The following is an 18,551-nucleotide window of genomic DNA, read 5'->3' on the forward strand; positions in this document are numbered from 1 at the left end:
TACAACTAATATGCGTTATAACGCACACTATACCATCGTGCGCTATAACGCACAACCTTATTTTGGAGTTCCAATGGATACTATGTCCACACATATTGCAAATACTTTAAAAAGTTTACGCCAACAGCGAGGTTGGAGTCTTGATAAAACGGCCCAAGAAACTGGGGTCAGCAAAGCGATGCTTGGTCAAATTGAAAGACAGGAATCTAGTCCTACAGTAGCTACGTTGTGGAAAATTGCCACTGGATTTCATGTTTCATTTTCCTCGCTCTTGGAAGAATCCAAAGTCATCTCTCAAGGTCTTATTTATCGTTCTCTCCCTCCCCAAGAACTATTCACTCAGGAAAAAATTCGTATTAGGACCTTATTTCCCTTTGATGAAGAGTTACAGTGTGAACTATTTGTGATTGAATTACTCCCTGGTTGCGAGCAATTATCTACACCGCATGAGACAGGAGTGGTTGAACATGTGATTGTCACTGAGGGCAAAATGGAGGTTCTCGCTAATCAGCGTTGGCAACCTCTAAGTCAGGGGGAGGGTCTACGATTTGGTGCTGATCAAATGCATGGTTATCGTAATAAAAGCGACCATAGTGCCTGCTTTCATAACATTATTCATTATCCTCTTAAAACATAGATCGCCTGTTTTACGATGTGGTAAGACCATACTTATTTGCTTCATGGTGTTGCAACGCACAATCTGGTCGACAGTGTTCTTTATAAAGCGTGTATGCCCGATAAAAAACCGGGTTATTTAAGTGCTTATGAAAATAAGCAATTGCATCCTCGTCCTTATAACTAACCGACAAATCCAACCAATCAAAACCTGCAAACCAATCCATCTTTAATGTTACCCCAGTAAAATCAACGTCCAGATCGGGATCCATTTCTTTTTTTAATTGTTCCATGTCGGTAAAGGAGATAAGCGCGAGCTCAAATTGTGCCCCACTATATCGTTGACGTCCTGGTGAAATCTCACGTATGCGCCTGGCATCTGCTAAAACATCTTCCATGTAATCCACAAAAGAAATACGACGCTTAGCCTTTTTAAAAATTGATCGTTTCATGTTAATCCTCTTTTTGAGTAATTATCTCCCAATTTCGCAAGCAGATACAAATTTTTATCAACGCTTATAACGGGACTTCACATCCTCACAGACTACTTTCCTTCAGTGTTTCATCGTTATATCCTGTATTACGTCTAACGAAGTAATCAAAATTCATTGAGGACCATCTCAAGGATTGCAAACCAAGAAGGTATGAATGCATGACGGGTTTCCACACGACGGACGACTTCACTAAGGATGCTACTCCCGCTTTTGCTAATACGAAGATGTTGGCTTTGGCCGCTATTGGTGGATTGGGGATGGGTGCCGCTGTAGCTGGCATTCGTCTAAGTGTAGGCTTTATGCAAACCTTGCTTTTTGGCAGAGATGTTAATTTGTATAGCCCAGCAGGTGTCCCTACTTGGCGTATCATGTTGGTTACACTTATTGGCGGGTTAATTCTCGGTTTATTTTTAAAATTAGCTGGCAGACTTGGTCATCTGACCATCGTGGACCCTGTGGAGGCGAACGCTTTAGAAGGCGGTAAAATGTCTCTCGTGGATAGTTTGATTTTGGTAGGATTATCCATTGTTTCTATTACGATTGGAGGTTCTGTTGGTTTTGAAGCAGCGATGACCCAACTTGGCGCAGGTATCTTGAGCTTTATAGGACAGCGTTTGCAACTTGAACGTCGTGAACTGAGGATCCTCGTTGCCTGTGGAACAGGAGCTGGTCTTACCGCTATTTTTGGTGCTCCTCTTGGTGGTACCTTTTATGCCCTTGAGTTGGTGGTTGGGGGGTATGCTATGCGAGCACTATTACCAACATTATTAGCAAGTGCAATGAGTAGCCATGTCATTTATATGGTCATCGGTTATCAACCTATTTTTCTTGCCTCTGACATAGGTCCTCCTGCCCTCTGGCATTTCCCTTTGGCCATTGTCACCGGCATAACTGCTGCTTTAATTGGCATAATGGTAATGCGTGGTACCACTCGATTTGAACGATCTTTAAACTATGCACATGTCTCCGTCATGGCTAAGCCTATCGTTGGTGGTCTTATTCTTGGTTTAATTTCCTTGAAAGTACCAGAGGTTATGGGGCCTGGGCATAATAGTATTAATGAAATTCTAGCTGGCCACAATTCATTTGTAATTATCGCCATCATCCTCTTCGCTAAAATAGCCGCCTCAATCGCCTGCGTTGGTTCGGGATTTAGGGGAGGTCTATTCTCTGCTTCCTTACTCCTTGGAGCGGCTTTAGGTTATCTTGTTCATGGGCTTTTCATTGTCCCACTTTTAGGCCCAGGCATTCCATTTGACCTCGCCGTGGTAGCAGGCATGGCAGGTGTTGCGACATCCATCATTGGCACGCCCATTGCGATTGTTTTGCTTGTCATTGAGACCGCTGGCTTACAAACGGGAGTGGTTACCACAGCAATTACTGTCATTATTGCTAGTCATTTGACACGTTATTGGTTTGGCTATTCTTTCTCAACCTGGCGATTTCATATTCGCGGCAATGATCTCTTTGGCCCGAGAGACATCGGCCGATTAAGGGAACTCACTTTCAATGATTTACCTCTAAATAATCCACCACGTGTCCTGATCGACACCTCAATCTCTAGCGCTGTAAAGAAAACCAGTGAAACCGATTTAAACATGATCGCAGTGGAAGAGAAGAACGGCCGTTTTGTTGGTTTAGTAACGGATCATGAGCTTTTAGACGTCTTGGCAACACCCACAATGCCCTTAGCCTTATGCAACTTAGCTAAAAAGCCCGCATTTTGCGTTTATGTTACTGAACCATTAATGAAATATATTGAAAAAATTGGCGAAAGTTCTGCCGGGGAAATAGCTGTCCTGGATGCAAATGATCGTTTAATTGGATTAGCCTCTGAAGCCGCAGTATTGCACCGTTATTTAACAGAGATCCTCGCAGCCGATCGCGATGACGCCATTCAAATTATCAACATATAAAGATAGAACTCTTTCACCGGAAAACCTACACCTTCAATCGCCGCCGGAGCTCATTTAATCATACATCGGCCTAGCCCAAGGATCATCATAGCAAGTAATCGGTTCAGGTTTAGGACTTATGAAGGTCATGTTTTTTGTATAATAATGCATGTTAAATACATCTTCTGCTATGGAAATTGCCAGATCTCTCATAGTACTAGATTTTCCAAAAAATTGATTCATGGTTGATATATCACGCAATCCCCGTTGTTGCGCGACAAAATAGGTCATAAATTCAGGGTGAGTTTGCGCTAGTTCCTCTGGGGTTTTATTAAACGGATTGTTATCACCTCCATGCCGATCATAAAATTGCAAATAGGCATTAACATGATTGCGTAAAGCAGTCTTCTCTTCCTGTTCATTTATTGCGTTATTGTATTTTCTTCGTAAAAGAGAAATATATTGCAGAAAGATTTCTCTAAATTCTTCCTTTGCTTCCAGATTATCAGCCTTCAAAGGAAGATAGAAGGGATTATTTATTTCCTTACCAGCTACAGTGATGCTTCTAATGCAACAATGTAAAATTGCCAAGGCAGCATGCTCTACTTCACGCTGCATTCGTGCTGGAAAAGTTAACTGATTACTCTCATAAGTTTTATGTACATCAATAATGAAATCTCTAAATAAGGCAACATCAACGGTGATGAAACTTTCTTTGCTGCTCATTCCTTGCGCCACTTTTTGATTTTCTGACATACCAACCAGATGATAATCATTGGAATAATTCGTTGTTTTATGCAGTCTTACATCTTCCATTGTAATCGTTTCAGGGAAACATCTTCCAAAAATCCCTACAATAATGGTTGGGAAATCAAATAGAATGTCAGAAACTTCATCAAAGCCACGATAAAGCTCGGTAATATTTTCAGGGGTTGTGACAATATTTCTAAACATAATTACTGGGGACTCGGAAAAGGCACTGTTACCTGATACTCGTTTTTCTGAAGGAGCAAATAAAGGACGAAACATGATATAACCCAATATGATTTTTTAAAGTCAAATTTAACATAAATGTGTCATTTTTTTCAAATATTTTTCACTTACCTCCAATTTTCATAACGGCACTTGTCAACTAAACAGTTGCAAATTGAAGTCAGACTGTGTATAAAGGATCTTGTTTGTAATATAAGAACTCAAAAAGATTAATGAAAGCAGCCGCTAGTAATAAACATTCATCTTCCTTATTTCTAGGCTTTGACCGTCTAGCTTCAGGTCTCATTCTTATTGTTGTCAGCGTCTTCGTGGTCAATGTGGCCTTCGTGGCCATCTAACTCTTACCTCACAATTTTTCCAAATCCACCATTACAGACCCAGGAATAGACCATGCAACAATACAAATCCATTTTTATTTACGGCTTCGCTATTTTTGCGATGTTTTTTGGTTCAGGAAATTTAGTTTTCCCTTTGCAGATTGGAAAAGCAGCTGGCGATAGCTGGTTGATCGGATTTATCGGTCTTTTACTTACAGGTATATTCTTGCCTTTGACCGGTTTGTTCGTTATCAAACTGTATCAGGGCAATTATCGCGCTTTCTTTGGAGAGGCTGGCAAGGTTGCATCGTTTTTATTGCCCCTTTTTATGCTTTCTCTATTAGGCTCCTTTGGTGTTGTTCCTCGTTGTATTACTGTAGCTTATGGTAGCTTTGCTTATTTGTTACCCCAAATCAAGCTCATTCACTTTAGCACTCTTTTCTGCGCCATCACGTTTTTCTTTTGCCTGAATGATAGAGTCATGATCAAGCTTTTAGGTAAGTGGATGAGTCCTATTTTGCTTGTAACGCTTATCATTTTGATTGTCATTGCAGCGATTAAAGCACCACATACGCTTGTACATACCCATACTGATAAGGCTTTTACCTATGGCTTTATCACAGGTTATCAAACCATGGATCTCTTTGCCGCCTTCTTCTTTTCCGCTCTCATTTTTACGCAAATACAACAGTCTTTACCCAATTCCAATCCGCGCGAAGTTCTGGTTTTTGCGCTAAAATCCAGTGTTCTTGGGGCTTCTTTGTTAGCTCTCATCTATCTAGGATTTGTTTTTCTTGGCTCTCATTATTCATCGTTAATTAGTGTGCGTGCACCGGAGCTCATGCTACCTGCCATTGCCAAAGTGGCCATGGGTCATTCAGCCACACTCTTTATAGGTATCGCGATGTTTCTCTCTTGCTTGACCACGGCTGTTGCCTTGAACAATCTTTATGCACGCTATCTTTGTTCGACCTTAAAAATAAAAGATGACAAATTTTATTTAGTTTTATTGTTTACAACTTGCTTATCTTTTATCATTTCTTTATTGGATTTTAAGGGCATCGCCGCTTTCATTGCCCCAATCCTTGAGTTGACCTATCCAGGGATCATTGCGTTAACGATAATGGCAATCGTCATTAAGGGACGACAACCATTTAAAAAGGCAGTGTTTTATGTTATGACAGTACTCATGTGCCTACCTCTCGCAATGCATTAGGTTTATTACAATAAGGAGATTGCTATGGCTTTGTTTTTTGCAAGAGATTTTGCTAAAGAATTCGACTCTCTGACCCCTCAATTGGCCGCATTAAAGGAACGCTTCAATGTGGCAGCACAAACCCAACGAGAACAAGAGCACGAGCAACAAGCAAAGGCTTTCAGTGATGCAGCAAACGATATTGATACCATTATTAGTAATTATCGGAGGTATTTAATTAATAGTGGTAGCTCCTTCCGCAAAGAAAGCCTGCTTAAAGAATACGAAGAACTTATCCAGTGTCTGCAAAATGTCGCTGACAATCCTCGAGAGTATAATGCTTCTGATCTTATTGAAAGAATAACCCTAGATAACCAATACTTGCCCTGTGATGAAATTGCCACTCGTATTTTTAATGCTCTTACTGCTTTATTTTGGCTGGGGGTGGCCGTGGTAGGCTCTATAGCAGGGATTCTCTCACTGTCAACAGTTCCAGCAGATACAATAGGGGGGGTAGTTGCTACCGGAATTTGTGTAGGTCTCGTGACGTACGCTTCTATTGAAATGATTGATAATCTTTGCCAAGTATTCGAACCTCATCATACGTTTACCAATACGAGAGAAATAAACGACAATGAATTAACTTTATTGGGGCATGTACATGAGGCCTATGGTATTGCACCAACGATGTGATCAGTTGAGAGCACGCTGCCGCGATTCCGAATCCCCGCGGCATCGACCGCGAGGTCCATCATGTCAGTCTGGACATGGATACCGCGGTCAAGCCGCGGTAATTCGAGCAGAAAAAATCCTTACCATAATGGCAGTAACCCCCGAGGCCCCCGTTCTGCTTAGCTCTGAATAGGAATTCATCACCAATCAAGGTATAATGGTGCATCCATAACATAGATTTAACTTCACTCTCTGAAGCGATATAGCTCCTGCTTCACGCCCAAGATAGGTCCTTTTATGATTGAAAAAATTCGTAATATTGCCATTATCGCTCATGTCGATCATGGTAAAACCACTTTAGTTGATAAGTTATTGCAGCAAACTGGCACGTTAAGTGAACGTGCGCCAAAAGTAGAACGCGTGATGGATTCTAACGCGCTAGAGAAAGAACGAGGAATCACCATTCTTGCCAAAAACACTTGTGTACATTGGCATGGGTATCAAATCAATATCGTTGATACCCCAGGGCATGCTGATTTTGGTGGCGAAGTTGAGCGTATCTTATCCATGGTCGATAGCGTACTACTCTTGGTAGATGCTGTTGATGGCCCCATGCCGCAGACCCGTTTTGTTACACAAAAAGCCTTTGCCCGCGGCCTAAACCCTATCGTTGTTATCAATAAAATTGATAGACCTGGTGCTAGAGCGCATTGGGTAATGGATCAAGTCTTTGATTTATTTGATAATTTAGGAGCAACAGACGAGCAGCTTGATTTTCCTGTTGTGTATACATCTGCTTTACAGGGTTATGCCAAGCTTGATTTGGACGATGAAGCACATGACATGGCTCCTTTATTACAAACCATTGTTGACAGAGTGGCACCACCTCCTGTCGATGAGGAAGGTCCGTTTCAAATGCAAATCAGTTCTTTGGATTATTCTTCCTATGTTGGGACGATTGGCATTGGTCGTGTCACCAGAGGACATATTAAAGCTAAATCTGCGGTCAAGATTATTGACAAAGAAGGCAATGTTCGCAGTGGTCGTTTATTGCAATTACTTGGCTTTAGAGGTTTAGAGCGGGTAGAGGTTGAAGAAGCCAGAGCCGGTGACATTATTGCCATCACTGGCATTGAGCAACTTAATATTTCCGATACCTTATGTGACCCTAATCATGTGGAAGGCTTACCACCATTAATGGTGGATGAACCGACCATCAGCATGATTTTCCAAGTCAATGACTCCCCTTTTGCAGGTCAAGAGGGAAAATTTGTGACTAGCCGAAAAGTTCGCGAACGTTTACAAACTGAATTATTGCATAATGTGGCGCTGCGCGTAGAAGACACTGAGGATCCTGATAAGTTTAGAGTGTCTGGTCGCGGAGAATTACACTTATCCATTTTAATCGAAAATATGCGCCGAGAAGGCTATGAACTTGCTATCTGCAAGCCAGAAGTCATCTTAAAAGAAGAGAGTGGTGAACAACAGGAACCCTATGAACGGTTAACTGTCGATGTTGAGGAGAATCATCAGGGCACGATTATGGAAAAATTAGGTGAGCGGCGTGGTGAGTTACAAAACATGTTGCCTGATGGTAAAGGCCGGGTCCGCCTCGACTACGTTATTCCTACCCGTGGTTTGATAGGTTTTCACACTGAATTTTTATCCAGCACATCTGGTACTGGCTTGATGTATCATGTCTATGACCATTATGGTCCTGCAATTCGTGGTCGCATTGGCAAGAGAAACAATGGGGTTCTGATAGCCAATTGTCAGGGTGCAGCACGAGCTTTTGCCTTATTTAACTTACAGGAACGTGGTCGTTTATTTATTGAACCACAAACCGTTTGTTATGAAGGAATGATTGTTGGTATTCATGCTCGTGACAATGACCTGGTGGTCAATGTCACCAAGGAAAAGCAATTAACCAATATTCGTGCAGCCGGCAGCGACGAAAATATTTTGCTAACACCACCGATTAAATTATCTTTGGAGCAAGCATTGGAGTTCATTGACGATGATGAGCTTGTTGAGGTCACGCCACAATCCATTCGTTTACGCAAGAAAGCGTTAAAAGAGCATGAGCGGAAGCGCGCCTCGAAGATTAGCGATGATTGACATATGAGAATGTTATAGAATAGGTTCGGGTAGGGCACACTATCACTAAGTTAAGGATTTTTTCGAATTACCGCGGCTTGACCGCGGTATCCATTCCAGACTGACATGATGGACCCCCGCGGTCGATACCGCGGAGATTCGAAATCGCTTAACTTAATGGTGGTGAGAGCAGAGCACGAAGTTAACTCACTAATCACACATCATGAAGCAAAAATTTAAACGAGTTATTTTGTATGCACGACAACATCGAGCTAATCAGGGTGTAAGCGAAAGCTTGCACCGCTTGGTTGATTTTCTGCAGCATGAACAAGTAGATACCTATTTAGACATAGACACAGCAACCTATTTCGACGTAAAACTACCCATATTAGAACGAAATCTCATGGGTAAAAAGCAGGATTTGATTGTCGTGGTAGGCGGCGATGGCAGTTTGCTTTCGGCGGCACGCATGGCTATCAAGGTGAATGTTCCTGTCATTGGTATCAATAGAGGCCGGCTTGGCTTTTTAACGGATATTTCGCCGAATAATATTGAGCATCATCTCGGTGCTGTTTTAGCCGGTAAATATGAAGAAGAGCACCGCTTCTTACTACACACTTGCATCCATGATGGGGAAACCATTTATTTTCAAGGCGATGCCCTTAACGATGTCGTGTTAAGTCGTGGCAATGAAACCCATTTGATTGAATTTGATGTTTTCATCAATCAGCGCTTCGTCAGTCGTTACCGCTCCGATGGCATGATCTTATCAACACCAACCGGATCGACAGCTTATGCATTGTCTGCGGGGGGCCCAATCATGCACCCGCAGTTAAATGCCATTGTTTTAGTGCCTATGTTCTCCCATAGTTTGAGTTCGCGCCCTTTCGTGGTTGACGGTGAGGTAAAAATTGATCTGAAAATCAGTGAACGTAATGAAAATGATCTAAATATCAGTTGTGATGGGCATGAGTCACGGCTAGTTAAACCAGGACAACTGGTTTCTATTGAAAAAAACACGCAACAACTGCGTCTATTACATCCTATTGATTACCATTATTATGATACATTACGGATTAAACTTGGCTGGGAATCCAAACATCAAGGATAAACATGCTCACTACCTTGCGCATTGAAAATTTTGCCATCGTCAAGCATTTAGAACTTGATTTTTCCGGGGGAATGACTGCTTTCACAGGAGAAACCGGGGCGGGCAAATCAATTATGATCGATGCCCTTATGCTAGCTCTAGGTGAACGAGCCGATGCTTCAGTCATTCGCGCAGGTGAAGAAAAATGCGATATTAGTGCTGGCTTCCAAGTTGAGAAAGATTCTGAACCAGCACAATGGCTTCTTGACAACGACTTGCACGTCGAGGATGGCAATGTCATCTTACGCCGTGTCCTTTACATTGAGGGACGCTCTAAATCTTATATCAACGGCCACCCTTTTCCACTGCAGAAGGTTAAGGAATTAAGTGAGATGCTCGTCCATATTCATGGTCAGCATCAACACCAAACGTTAATGCAACATGCCACACATAGAGAGCAACTCGACCGCTACGCAGGCCATTTTGAATTTCGTCATGAGATTCAACAACAGTATAGGAAATGCCAGCAGATAAAACAGGAACTTGAACTGTTCCATGTTCAAGAGAACCACTCCGATAAGGTTGATCTATTACAATTCCAAATCGATGAATTACTAGCAGTGAATCTTCAAGATGGTGAAGTGGAAACACTACACGATGAGCACCAATTACTGCATCATGCCCAGGATTATTTGCAACATGCGCAACAAATTACTCATCTGTTAAATGACGATGATGAATTTAACATCTGTTACGGTCTCAATCAGATTCTGCAACGCTTACAAGCACTCCCCCAGGATCATGCAAGCATCAAAAATAGCAAGGAATTGATTAACAATGCGCTTATCCAGTGCGAAGAGGCCATGGATGAAGTAAAACAATTTTCAGAACAAGTGCAATTAGACCCCGAGCGCTTGCAAGAAGTTGAAGCACGAATGAGCATGCTACATCAACTGGCGCGCAAATATCATGTTGATGCCAAACTTTTGCCAGCCTACCTGGAAAAGCTGCAAGCAGAATTGGAACAATTAAAACATTCTGAAGATCGCATCGAGGAACTTAAGAAAGAATATCAAATTCAGGTCAAACACTTTGGAGTACTCGCTGAAAAACTACGAGCTTCTCGGCAATTACACGCTACAAAATTAGCCGCGGAAATCACAGCCATTATTCAACAACTCGGGATGCCGAAGGGGCGTGTAGAAATTGAGATCACCGCTCTTGAAAAAATGCATCCCCATGGTCTAGACAAGATAGAATACAAAGTTTGCACCAACCCTGGACTAGAACCAGACAGTTTGATAAAAATTGTCTCTGGCGGTGAACTCTCAAGAATAAGTCTTGCTATTCAAATGATCACCGCACAGCAGGGCACCACTCCTACACTCCTTTTTGATGAAGTGGATGTAGGGATAGGAGGAGCGACAGCTGCGCTTGTTGGACAGCTACTTCGTAAGTTAGGTAATCGCCTGCAGGTTTTCTGCGTTACGCATCAACCACAGGTTGCGTCCTGCGCTCATCATCATTTTGTTGTCGAGAAACACAGTGATAATTACCAAACTTACTCGCGTATCATTGGCTTGAGAGCTGAGGAAAAAATCACTGAAATAGCGCGCATGTTAGGGGGTTTAACAATCACCGAACAAACGCGCTCACATGCAAAAGAGTTGTTGGAACAAAGCAACTAGGGCCCCTAGACAACGTCATTATTCTCAAAAGGGCCCCTATAATAAATTCTTAAAGCCAGGACAACCATCACGGCATTATAAACAATGTTAATGCCAACATAGCAAATGATTGCCCCCACTAAGTTTAGCCAGGGAATGAGGATAAGACAGGCAACAATTTGGAATAGCAAAAGTGATATCGCTAACTTGGCGCCTACCTCACTGCCCCGTTGCGAATATTGGATCATCTTGGATAAAGGCATGGACATAGCAAACGTTAGAACATTGATTAGACAGATATAGGTATACGGAAGAGCATCAATAAAATTTGACTTGTACAATAATAGAATTTGTTTAGCAAAAATACCTATAATCAATACAATGAAACAAGCAACACCTACGCAAATCAATAAGTATTTTTTCATGGTTTGTAATAATTTTTCCCTACCTTGAGCAAAAGCAGCAGAGATGTCTGGTCCGATTAAAATACCAATGGGGCTAATCGCAATGAAGGCCAAAGAAATAATAGATACCACAGCTGAAAATAAGCCTACCACATGATCACCATGCCCTAACAATTCAATGACCATTAGAGGGATAGCAGTAAAGATATATTTATTTAAATTTTGCAAAGTATAGCCATAGATTTTTTCCTTCCACAGGTCCACAGTGCTTCCTGGCATCGCAGTGGCGCTTAGGTTTAAATATACCTGAAGTTTTGTTTTTTGTTGGATAACCAGCATTATGAGCAACAAAATGATGTAGCTTAAGATGAAGGCAATTAACATAATATGAGGAAAATAGACGGGATCGTCATGAAACAACACAGCATAGAGGTAAAAATAAGCAAACAAACTCAATAGAAAATAAAAAATGGTCTGCATTAAGCTTAAGAGGACAGCGGTTCGCATGTAATCTACAGCACGCAAAAACTGTAGGTAGATATAATAAAGAGAAATGGCTATAGCCCCCCAAAGAAACAATGCTAAAGGGTGACTGATCTCAAAAAGCCGCAAATCTTCCAGAGCAAAACTTAAGGCGATGATGGCCAGACTCAACAATATACCACTCAAAAGCAGAGTAAGATAAATGGGTTTCAGAAAATCTTTGACGGATACGGTTAGAGCAACAATTTCATCGTATTGTTTCTTAACATAAAATTTGGGGACGTAATAAGCTAAAATCGAATCAATACCAAACGTCATCACTGTGGCGATTAAGAACAAAGCATTGGTTGCAACAGTAAAATCACCAAATAATGTCTCACCCGCATTCCTTGCCACGAGCATATTAATGAAAAAAAGCATAAGTTGATCAGCGATGATGATCAGCAGATTAAATGCAAAATCCATATGAAGCAGATACTGATTAAGTTAAGAATATAACTATACCTAATCAAAGGTTTCTCTACTAGAGAAGTAAAGAATATCTCCTGTACTTTACCACTTCATCTATTATGTGCTCATCTAATTAGTCGTGTCGCAAAATTAAATTTGACACACTTATCGTCACCCTCCGCGAAAGCGGAGGGTCCAGAAGAGCCTTGCCAATGCTCCCCAGCTTTCGCGGAGGATGACGTAATTACAAAGAAGGTGTATTTCAGTCATTTCGCGACAGCGACTAATTATTGCAAATAGACTTATACTTAAAAGACTAGCGATTTAAAAAGGAATAATAATGGTAGGACTTATACAAAAAATTTTATTTGCCATGATCAAGGACATAAAAGGAGAAGAAGGTGTAAAAAAATTAAAACAGTTAGCCCGTATTCCTTTAGATAAATCCTTCCAGATGAATCTCGTATATTCGGATGAAGAATGGCAGCGATTGTATGCAGCAGCCCATGAATTATTACAATTGAACGAAGAAGAGGTAGTAACAGCTTATGCTGATTATTTTGGCAAGGATGCAATCCAAAGGTTCCCAACCTGGTTCCAGATGTCCAATAATTCTTATGAGTTTCTATCCATACAACCCGTCATTCATAATTGCTTTGCAACCAGTAATGCCGACGCCAGCACACGGCAAGCGATCAATGACAAATTTAGAGTGGAAAAATCGCCTAAAAAACTAATCACCCATTATCGCTCACCCAACAAATTATGTAGTTTATACAAAGCATTAGCCAATTGGGTAATCAACTATTATCACGATGAAGCCCAAATAGAAGAAAAAAAATGTCTAAAATTAGGAGATGATGAGTGTGAAATCCACGTGCAGTGGACCAAATTGAGGAACTGGCATGCCCTATAAAACCCTATCTCAAATACAAAAAAGCATTGAAGCGATGGCTGATGAACTGTGCTTAGCTGTAAAGGGTGATTTCGATTTTACCATCAAGGTCGATACTCAAAATGAAAGCATGCAAAAGCTAACCATGCTGGTTAACTTTGTTCTTGATACAGCCCGCCGCTCTTTGCTAGAAGTACGCCAGAAAAATGCTCGTTTATTAGAACTTGATCAACTCAAGTCTGATTTTATATCCACGATCAGTCATGAGCTACGCACGCCTTTAACTCTTATACTGGGTCCACTAAAAACCATTTTAGCCAATAATGCTGATGAACTTCCTCAGCACGTCGAAGAAAATTTAGAACGCATGCAAAGAAATGCCGCGAGGCTTTACATACTGGTTAACAATATTCTTGATTTTTCTAAACTTGAAGCAGGCAAATTTACACGCCACGAAGAACCCTTGGATTTAAATGCTCTTGTTTCCCAATTAGTCAACGATACTCAAGATTTGGCGTGTGAACATAAAATCAAGCTGCAATTCAAACCTGCTAAGAAATTAAAAAATATCCTCCTTGATGGGGAAAAGCTGGAGAAAATTATCTTTAACTTACTATCAAACGCTCTAAAATTTACCCCCGCCGAAGGGACGGTGACAGTGGAATTAACCGAGTTGCCTAATACAATTTCATTACGAGTCTCAGACACAGGTCCTGGTATTCCCGAAGAGCAACTCCCTCTCATCTTTCAACGCTTTCATCAAGTTGACTCGTCTACTACAAGGGCTTATGAGGGCACAGGCATCGGATTGACCGTGGTCAAACAATTCCTGGATTTAATGCAAGGAGAGATTTCTGTAAAAAGTGAGCTCAATAAAGGTACCTCATTTACTGTCAGCTTGCCTAAACGTTTTGCTTCGACGCCATTTGCAAAGAACAAGACGCCTAACACGCCAAGTTCGAGCCGAGAATACTTCAAGAAAGGATTGAGTCTTAATCATAGAAAAAAAATACCTCCAAAACAGCCGACCCAAGAAGTCTGTTTACCCAGGCTTGTTGTTGTTGATGACAATATTGACATGCAAGCCTATATCATTTCTCTACTTAAAGACAAATTTGAAGTTATTACAGCCGAGAATGGAAAACTTGCTCTAGCGGCCATTGAACAATATAAGCCTCATGTCATCATATCTGACATTATGATGCCACTCATAGATGGTTATGAGTTAACTAAAATCCTTAAAAACCGGGCTGAAACAGCTCATGTTCCGATTATTTTAATCACTGCTAAAGCAGGAGATGATGCTGTTGTGAGCAGTTTGGAGGTGGGGGCTGATGATTACTTGGCCAAGCCTTTTACACCTGAGGAACTCATCGCGCGTACTACCGCAGCCTACAAACACTACCAAGATTACTTACAAACCTGTGAGTTAAATTCCCAGTTGCTGAGCATCGCAAGACGTGCGGGGATGGCCGATCTAGCCACATCCATTCTTCATAATATTGGTAATGTACTCAACAGCGTTAATGTTTCTCTTGATATGATTAAAGAAAATACAAACCAACCCTACATCCATGATCTAACCACCGTCTCCACGATACTCAAAGATCATCAAGCGAACTTAGCTCACTTCCTAACTGAAGATATAAAAGGAAAAATGGTACCTGACTACCTTATGGCATTAATAAGAAAAATTAATCATCACTATGAGAACATCACCAAGGAAGTACGTTGCTTGCGAGAGCAAATTAACCATATTGCAGATGTGGTCGCTATGCAGGAAACGATGAGTGGCATATCAGGTGTCGTAGAAAAAATACTTCTCTCCGAAGCAATTGAAACCGCAATTACCATGTGCAAAGCCTCCTTAGATAAAAAAGACATCAACGTTCGATTAGAGATTAAAGATCCTGTCTTTATCACTACAGATAAAGCCAAATTACTACAAATCTTGATTAATTTGATTCAGAATGCAAATGACGCTCTATCTGGTCAACAAGCAACCTCCAAAGATAAATGGATTCGCTTCATTGTTGAAGAACAACCTCTAAACCAAGGCGTAACCATTACCGTTCAGGACAACGGCATCGGCATAAAAGAAGAACATCGAGATCAAATTTTTAGTTTTGGTTTTACTACTAAACCTTTTGGGCATGGTTTTGGGTTGCACGCTAGTGCCCTTGCAGCAAAAGAGTTAGGCGGAAGTTTGCAAATGAAGAGCCAAGGTAGAGGTTATGGTGCAGAATTTATTTTGACGTTGCCTTTGAAGCAAGCTAAGCGGAGATATGTTAATGAGAGCAGCTACGAAAAACGTGAAAATCCTCATTATTGATGATAATCCTGCAATTCATTCGGATTTTATTAAAATATTGACGACCAAAAACTCGTCAGATGATCTAGAATTGGCCAATTTTGAACAGAAAGTGCTAGGAAAAAAAAACCAAGAACCTACTCTACCAGCTTTTAGGCTTGTTACAGCAACACAAGGGCAAGAAGGGGTAGAGAAAATCTCACAAGCCGTACAAGAAAACGATCCTTACGCTCTAGCTTTCGTGGATATCAGAATGCCGCCTGGTTGGGATGGTATTGAGACAGCCAAAAAAATTTGGGAAATCGACCCTAATATTCAAATCGTCATTTGCACCGCTTACTCTGATTACAGTTGGGAAGAAACCATTCAACATTTAGGGCAAAGAGAAAATTTGCTAATACTCAAGAAACCTTTCGATAGCATTGCTGTAAGGCAACTATCCTGTGCTCTGACCAAAAAATGGCAGTTGTTGCAACAAAATCGAGAATATACCCAGCTGCTAGAGCAACAAGTTAAAGAGCGAACGCAATCTTTACAAGAATCACTTTCAGTGACCCGTGGAACACTTGAATCCTCAGCAGATGGCATTTTAGTTATGAACAATAATGAGGAAATCATTGATTTTAATGCAAATCTTGTGAATATGTTTAAGGTTCCAAATAGGCTTATGAATACACAAAAAGCCGGACTTGTTCTTGAATATATTGCGGAAAGGTTAGAAAAATCAGAACATTTTTTAAAATTAACTGAAAAAATGACTCATCTAAAAAATACGACAAAAACGACGACACTAAAGTGCAAGGACTCACGTATTCTTGATATTTACACACAACCTTACAAGCTTAACAAAAAAATTTGTGGCCGTATCTGGTGTTTCCGTGACATCACCAAGCGAGCATTATTAGAGGAGCAGCTGCAATATCAAGCAACCCATGATTCACTTACAGAATTACCCAATCGTGTTCTGTTAACCGACCGGTTAGCTCAATTAATCTCCCATGCAAAACGTAATAAGAGTAATTTTTGTGTTTTATTTTTAGATATCGATCGATTTAAATTAATTAACGACAGTTTTAGCCATACGGCTGGCGATAAACTATTAAAAGATGTTGTAGAACGCATTCGTCACGTTATGCGTGAAGAAGATACCTTAGCAAGGCTCGGGGGTGATGAATTTGTGGCCGTATTAAAGTCATTAAAAGATGAAACCCACGCAGGGAAAATAGCAAAAAAATTGCTGGCAGTGTTTACAGAGCCATTCAATGTTAGCTCTCATCAGATACTCATTACCGCCAGTGCGGGCATTGCCACGTTTCCTCATGATGGACAAACAATTAATGAGTTATTACGTAATGCTGATATTGCAATGTATCGTGCCAAAGAACAAGGAGGAAACCAATTTCAATTTTATACTTATAGTCTTGGTAAAAAGAGTGCTGCGCGCATGGAGTTGGAATCCGAATTGTATAAAGCCTTTGAGAATCAAGAATTTTTCTTGTGCTACCAACCTCAACTGGATGTCGCCACACAAAGGCTAATTTCAGTTGAAGCCCTAATTCGATGGCGTCACCCCACAAAAGGAATTATCCTTCCGATAAATTTTATGCCATTGGTGGAAGAAACAGGCCTCATCATCCCCATTGGTGAATGGGTACTAAGAGAGGCTTGCTCACAGAATAAGAAGTGGCAGGAACTCGGTCTACCTAAAATTCGTGTTGCAGTTAACATTGCATCAAAACAATTGAAGCAGCCTAATTTTACTAAATTTGTTCGCAATATATTGAAAGAAACCCATCTAGATCCTGAGTATCTTGAATTAGAGGTTACCGAAAAAGTTATTCTGCATAATACAGAAGCTGCTGCAATTTTTTGCGATTTGAAACAAATGGGAATTCATCTTGCCCTGGATGATTTTGGTTCTGGTTATACTATCTTGAATCATCTTAAATCCTTCCCCATTGATAGGGTTAAAATTGATCAATCTTATATTGATCATATTCGTCTAAATCAAGCCGATGAGATCCTCGTCCAGGCTATTATTGCTTTAGCTAAAAATCTCAATTTAGAAGTCGTAGCAGAGGGTGTGGTATCGAAAGAACAGATTGATTTTTTAGAAAATCATCAGTGCACTGAAGCTCAAGGGTTTTATTTTTGCAAACCCCTCATCTCTAAAGAGTTTGAGAATTTTTTAAAAAAGACAAAATACTAGGCCATTTCACGTTCGAGCTCATGATAGACTTTATCATAATCAATTGATGAAAAATCATGCTCATTAGGATAGAGAATGTAGGCTGCCGTATTATCCTTCTCATAAATAAGATAATCATACTTATGATTAGAATTGATTTGGATAATAATGCCTAATTTGTCAGCCTTTTCATTGGATTTAAACCATCCTACTTCTTTTGCATTGGATATATCCGGTATCAAAGCAAATGCTAAAAACTCCTTGCGACTAATTTTTATCATTTTTCATCCCCGAAAATAGAAATCATGGTTCTCTCTTTACGCATCCAATCGCTTATTCCTTTTATTTTTCGGACAAGTTTACAAAGAATAGGAAATAGTGGGCTTTTTTTCAAATCGGAGAAATGATTAAGGGCCTGTTGACATTCCTGCCCAGCGATTCTGCCAATATGAGCTATAGTAATTAAAAAAGGACTTTTGTTTATTTATGATCCAAGGACAAATTTATAATTTAAACAGGACGGTCACATGACTCAATATGTCTATAAAGGCTTTAAAGTTACTTATAACGTTATATCCTCGAGTGAGGATCCTAAATTATATAAAGCGGATGGTTACGTAGTACGATCTACAGCAAGAGGAGGCAGTCCACCACAAAAATTTCATACGGAATATCCGACAAAAAAAGGGGCACAAAACGAAATCAAAAAACTACTTGAAGATTACATTGATTTCGAGTGGGAAGAATTTTATGAAATGCACCAAGAAACGGAATAATCCCAGGGC

General features: G+C 40.5%; 15 protein-coding genes. 11 read left to right on the forward strand and 4 right to left on the reverse strand.

Annotated elements, in window-relative coordinates; translation table 11 throughout:
* Positions 1-73 precede the first annotated feature (73 nt).
* A complete protein-coding gene (locus CKV79_RS12660) occupies positions 74-637 on the forward strand; it encodes a helix-turn-helix domain-containing protein (protein WP_028372768.1) in 564 nt (187 codons plus the stop codon).
* 10 nt (positions 638-647) lie between these two features.
* Here the strand turns inward: CKV79_RS12660 and CKV79_RS12665 are convergent, their stop codons facing one another.
* Entirely contained in the window at positions 648-1,067 is a 420-nt protein-coding gene (locus CKV79_RS12665; protein ID WP_028372769.1) for a hypothetical protein, read from the reverse strand.
* A gap of 200 nt (positions 1,068-1,267) precedes the next feature.
* On the opposite strand from CKV79_RS12665, the gene CKV79_RS12670 reads away from it, so the two are divergent.
* A complete protein-coding gene (locus CKV79_RS12670; RefSeq protein ID WP_081778042.1) occupies positions 1,268-3,025 on the forward strand; it encodes a chloride channel protein in 1,758 nt (585 codons plus the stop codon).
* Positions 3,026-3,079: 54 nt separating this feature from the next.
* On the opposite strand, the gene CKV79_RS12675 is transcribed toward CKV79_RS12670, so the two are convergent.
* Complete coding sequence (locus CKV79_RS12675; protein ID WP_028372770.1) at positions 3,080-4,033, reverse strand: hypothetical protein; 954 nt, start codon at positions 4,031-4,033, stop codon at positions 3,080-3,082.
* Between the two features lie 354 nt (positions 4,034-4,387).
* On the opposite strand from CKV79_RS12675, the gene CKV79_RS12680 reads away from it, so the two are divergent.
* The 5 genes from CKV79_RS12680 to recN all read left to right on the forward strand — a co-directional run bounded on the left by CKV79_RS12680 (position 4,388) and on the right by recN (position 11,056).
* Positions 4,388-5,530 carry a branched-chain amino acid transport system II carrier protein gene (locus CKV79_RS12680; RefSeq protein WP_051546106.1) on the forward strand — a complete coding sequence of 381 codons (1,143 nt, stop codon included), beginning with the start codon at positions 4,388-4,390 and terminating at the stop codon, positions 5,528-5,530.
* Positions 5,531-5,554: 24 nt separating this feature from the next.
* The gene (locus CKV79_RS12685) at positions 5,555-6,202 is read left to right on the forward strand and encodes a hypothetical protein (protein WP_028372771.1); all 648 of its coding nucleotides are present in this window, start codon (positions 5,555-5,557) and stop codon (positions 6,200-6,202) included.
* A 276-nt stretch (positions 6,203-6,478) separates the two neighbouring features.
* Complete coding sequence (typA, locus tag CKV79_RS12690) at positions 6,479-8,299, forward strand: translational GTPase TypA (RefSeq protein WP_028372772.1); 1,821 nt, start codon at positions 6,479-6,481, stop codon at positions 8,297-8,299.
* Between the two features lie 202 nt (positions 8,300-8,501).
* Positions 8,502-9,389 carry an NAD(+) kinase gene (locus CKV79_RS12695; protein WP_028372773.1) on the forward strand — a complete coding sequence of 296 codons (888 nt, stop codon included), beginning with the start codon at positions 8,502-8,504 and terminating at the stop codon, positions 9,387-9,389.
* A 2-nt stretch (positions 9,390-9,391) separates the two neighbouring features.
* A complete protein-coding gene (gene recN, locus CKV79_RS12700) occupies positions 9,392-11,056 on the forward strand; it encodes a DNA repair protein RecN (protein ID WP_028372774.1) in 1,665 nt (554 codons plus the stop codon).
* A 5-nt stretch (positions 11,057-11,061) separates the two neighbouring features.
* Here recN and CKV79_RS12705 read toward each other — a convergent pair whose 3' ends face one another.
* Positions 11,062-12,387 carry a lipopolysaccharide biosynthesis protein gene (locus CKV79_RS12705; protein ID WP_028372775.1) on the reverse strand — a complete coding sequence of 442 codons (1,326 nt, stop codon included), beginning with the start codon at positions 12,385-12,387 and terminating at the stop codon, positions 11,062-11,064.
* Between the two features lie 325 nt (positions 12,388-12,712).
* Here CKV79_RS12705 and CKV79_RS12710 point away from each other — a divergent pair, with 325 nt between their 5' ends.
* From CKV79_RS12710 to CKV79_RS12720, 3 genes are read left to right on the forward strand one after another with little or no spacing between them, the layout of a single operon-like run.
* Positions 12,713-13,288: a heme NO-binding domain-containing protein gene (locus CKV79_RS12710; protein WP_028372776.1), complete on the forward strand. Its 576-nt coding sequence runs from the start codon at positions 12,713-12,715 to the stop codon at positions 13,286-13,288.
* Positions 13,278-15,599: an ATP-binding protein gene (locus CKV79_RS12715; protein ID WP_051546107.1), complete on the forward strand. Its 2,322-nt coding sequence runs from the start codon at positions 13,278-13,280 to the stop codon at positions 15,597-15,599. The genes CKV79_RS12710 and CKV79_RS12715 overlap by 11 nt, the downstream gene beginning before the upstream one ends.
* The gene (locus CKV79_RS12720) at positions 15,559-17,787 is read left to right on the forward strand and encodes an EAL domain-containing protein (protein ID WP_035915160.1); all 2,229 of its coding nucleotides are present in this window, start codon (positions 15,559-15,561) and stop codon (positions 17,785-17,787) included. The genes CKV79_RS12715 and CKV79_RS12720 overlap by 41 nt, the downstream gene beginning before the upstream one ends.
* Here the strand turns inward: CKV79_RS12720 and CKV79_RS12725 are convergent.
* A complete protein-coding gene (locus CKV79_RS12725) occupies positions 17,784-18,047 on the reverse strand; it encodes a hypothetical protein (RefSeq protein WP_028372778.1) in 264 nt (87 codons plus the stop codon). The two genes, CKV79_RS12720 and CKV79_RS12725, sit on opposite strands and share 4 nt — an antisense overlap.
* Positions 18,048-18,293: 246 nt before the next feature.
* On the opposite strand from CKV79_RS12725, the gene CKV79_RS12730 reads away from it, so the two are divergent.
* Positions 18,294-18,542, forward strand: coding sequence for a hypothetical protein (locus CKV79_RS12730; protein ID WP_028372779.1), 249 nt, complete (start codon positions 18,294-18,296; stop codon positions 18,540-18,542).
* The last annotated feature ends 9 nt before the right edge of the window (positions 18,543-18,551 follow it).

The organism is Legionella lansingensis (genome assembly GCF_900187355.1).
Taxonomy (GTDB): Bacteria; Pseudomonadota; Gammaproteobacteria; order Legionellales; family Legionellaceae; genus Tatlockia; species Tatlockia lansingensis.

Bases quoted from the DNA above. Each gene is read 5' to 3' on its own strand.
- CKV79_RS12680 (WP_051546106.1), top strand. From the start codon at position 4,388: ATGCAACAATACAAATCCATTTTTATTTACGGCTTCGCTATTTTTGCG.
- typA (WP_028372772.1), top strand. From the start codon at position 6,479: ATGATTGAAAAAATTCGTAATATTGCCATTATCGCTCATGTCGATCAT.
- CKV79_RS12705 (WP_028372775.1), bottom strand. From the start codon at position 12,387: ATGGATTTTGCATTTAATCTGCTGATCATCATCGCTGATCAACTTATG.
- recN (WP_028372774.1), top strand. From the start codon at position 9,392: ATGCTCACTACCTTGCGCATTGAAAATTTTGCCATCGTCAAGCATTTA.
- CKV79_RS12665 (WP_028372769.1), bottom strand. From the start codon at position 1,067: ATGAAACGATCAATTTTTAAAAAGGCTAAGCGTCGTATTTCTTTTGTG.
- CKV79_RS12725 (WP_028372778.1), bottom strand. From the start codon at position 18,047: ATGATAAAAATTAGTCGCAAGGAGTTTTTAGCATTTGCTTTGATACCG.
- CKV79_RS12660 (WP_028372768.1), top strand. From the start codon at position 74: ATGGATACTATGTCCACACATATTGCAAATACTTTAAAAAGTTTACGC.
- CKV79_RS12710 (WP_028372776.1), top strand. From the start codon at position 12,713: ATGGTAGGACTTATACAAAAAATTTTATTTGCCATGATCAAGGACATA.
- CKV79_RS12695 (WP_028372773.1), top strand. From the start codon at position 8,502: ATGAAGCAAAAATTTAAACGAGTTATTTTGTATGCACGACAACATCGA.
- CKV79_RS12675 (WP_028372770.1), bottom strand. From the start codon at position 4,033: ATGTTTCGTCCTTTATTTGCTCCTTCAGAAAAACGAGTATCAGGTAAC.
- CKV79_RS12730 (WP_028372779.1), top strand. From the start codon at position 18,294: ATGACTCAATATGTCTATAAAGGCTTTAAAGTTACTTATAACGTTATA.
- CKV79_RS12715 (WP_051546107.1), top strand. From the start codon at position 13,278: ATGCCCTATAAAACCCTATCTCAAATACAAAAAAGCATTGAAGCGATG.
- CKV79_RS12685 (WP_028372771.1), top strand. From the start codon at position 5,555: ATGGCTTTGTTTTTTGCAAGAGATTTTGCTAAAGAATTCGACTCTCTG.
- CKV79_RS12720 (WP_035915160.1), top strand. From the start codon at position 15,559: ATGAGAGCAGCTACGAAAAACGTGAAAATCCTCATTATTGATGATAAT.
- CKV79_RS12670 (WP_081778042.1), top strand. From the start codon at position 1,268: ATGACGGGTTTCCACACGACGGACGACTTCACTAAGGATGCTACTCCC.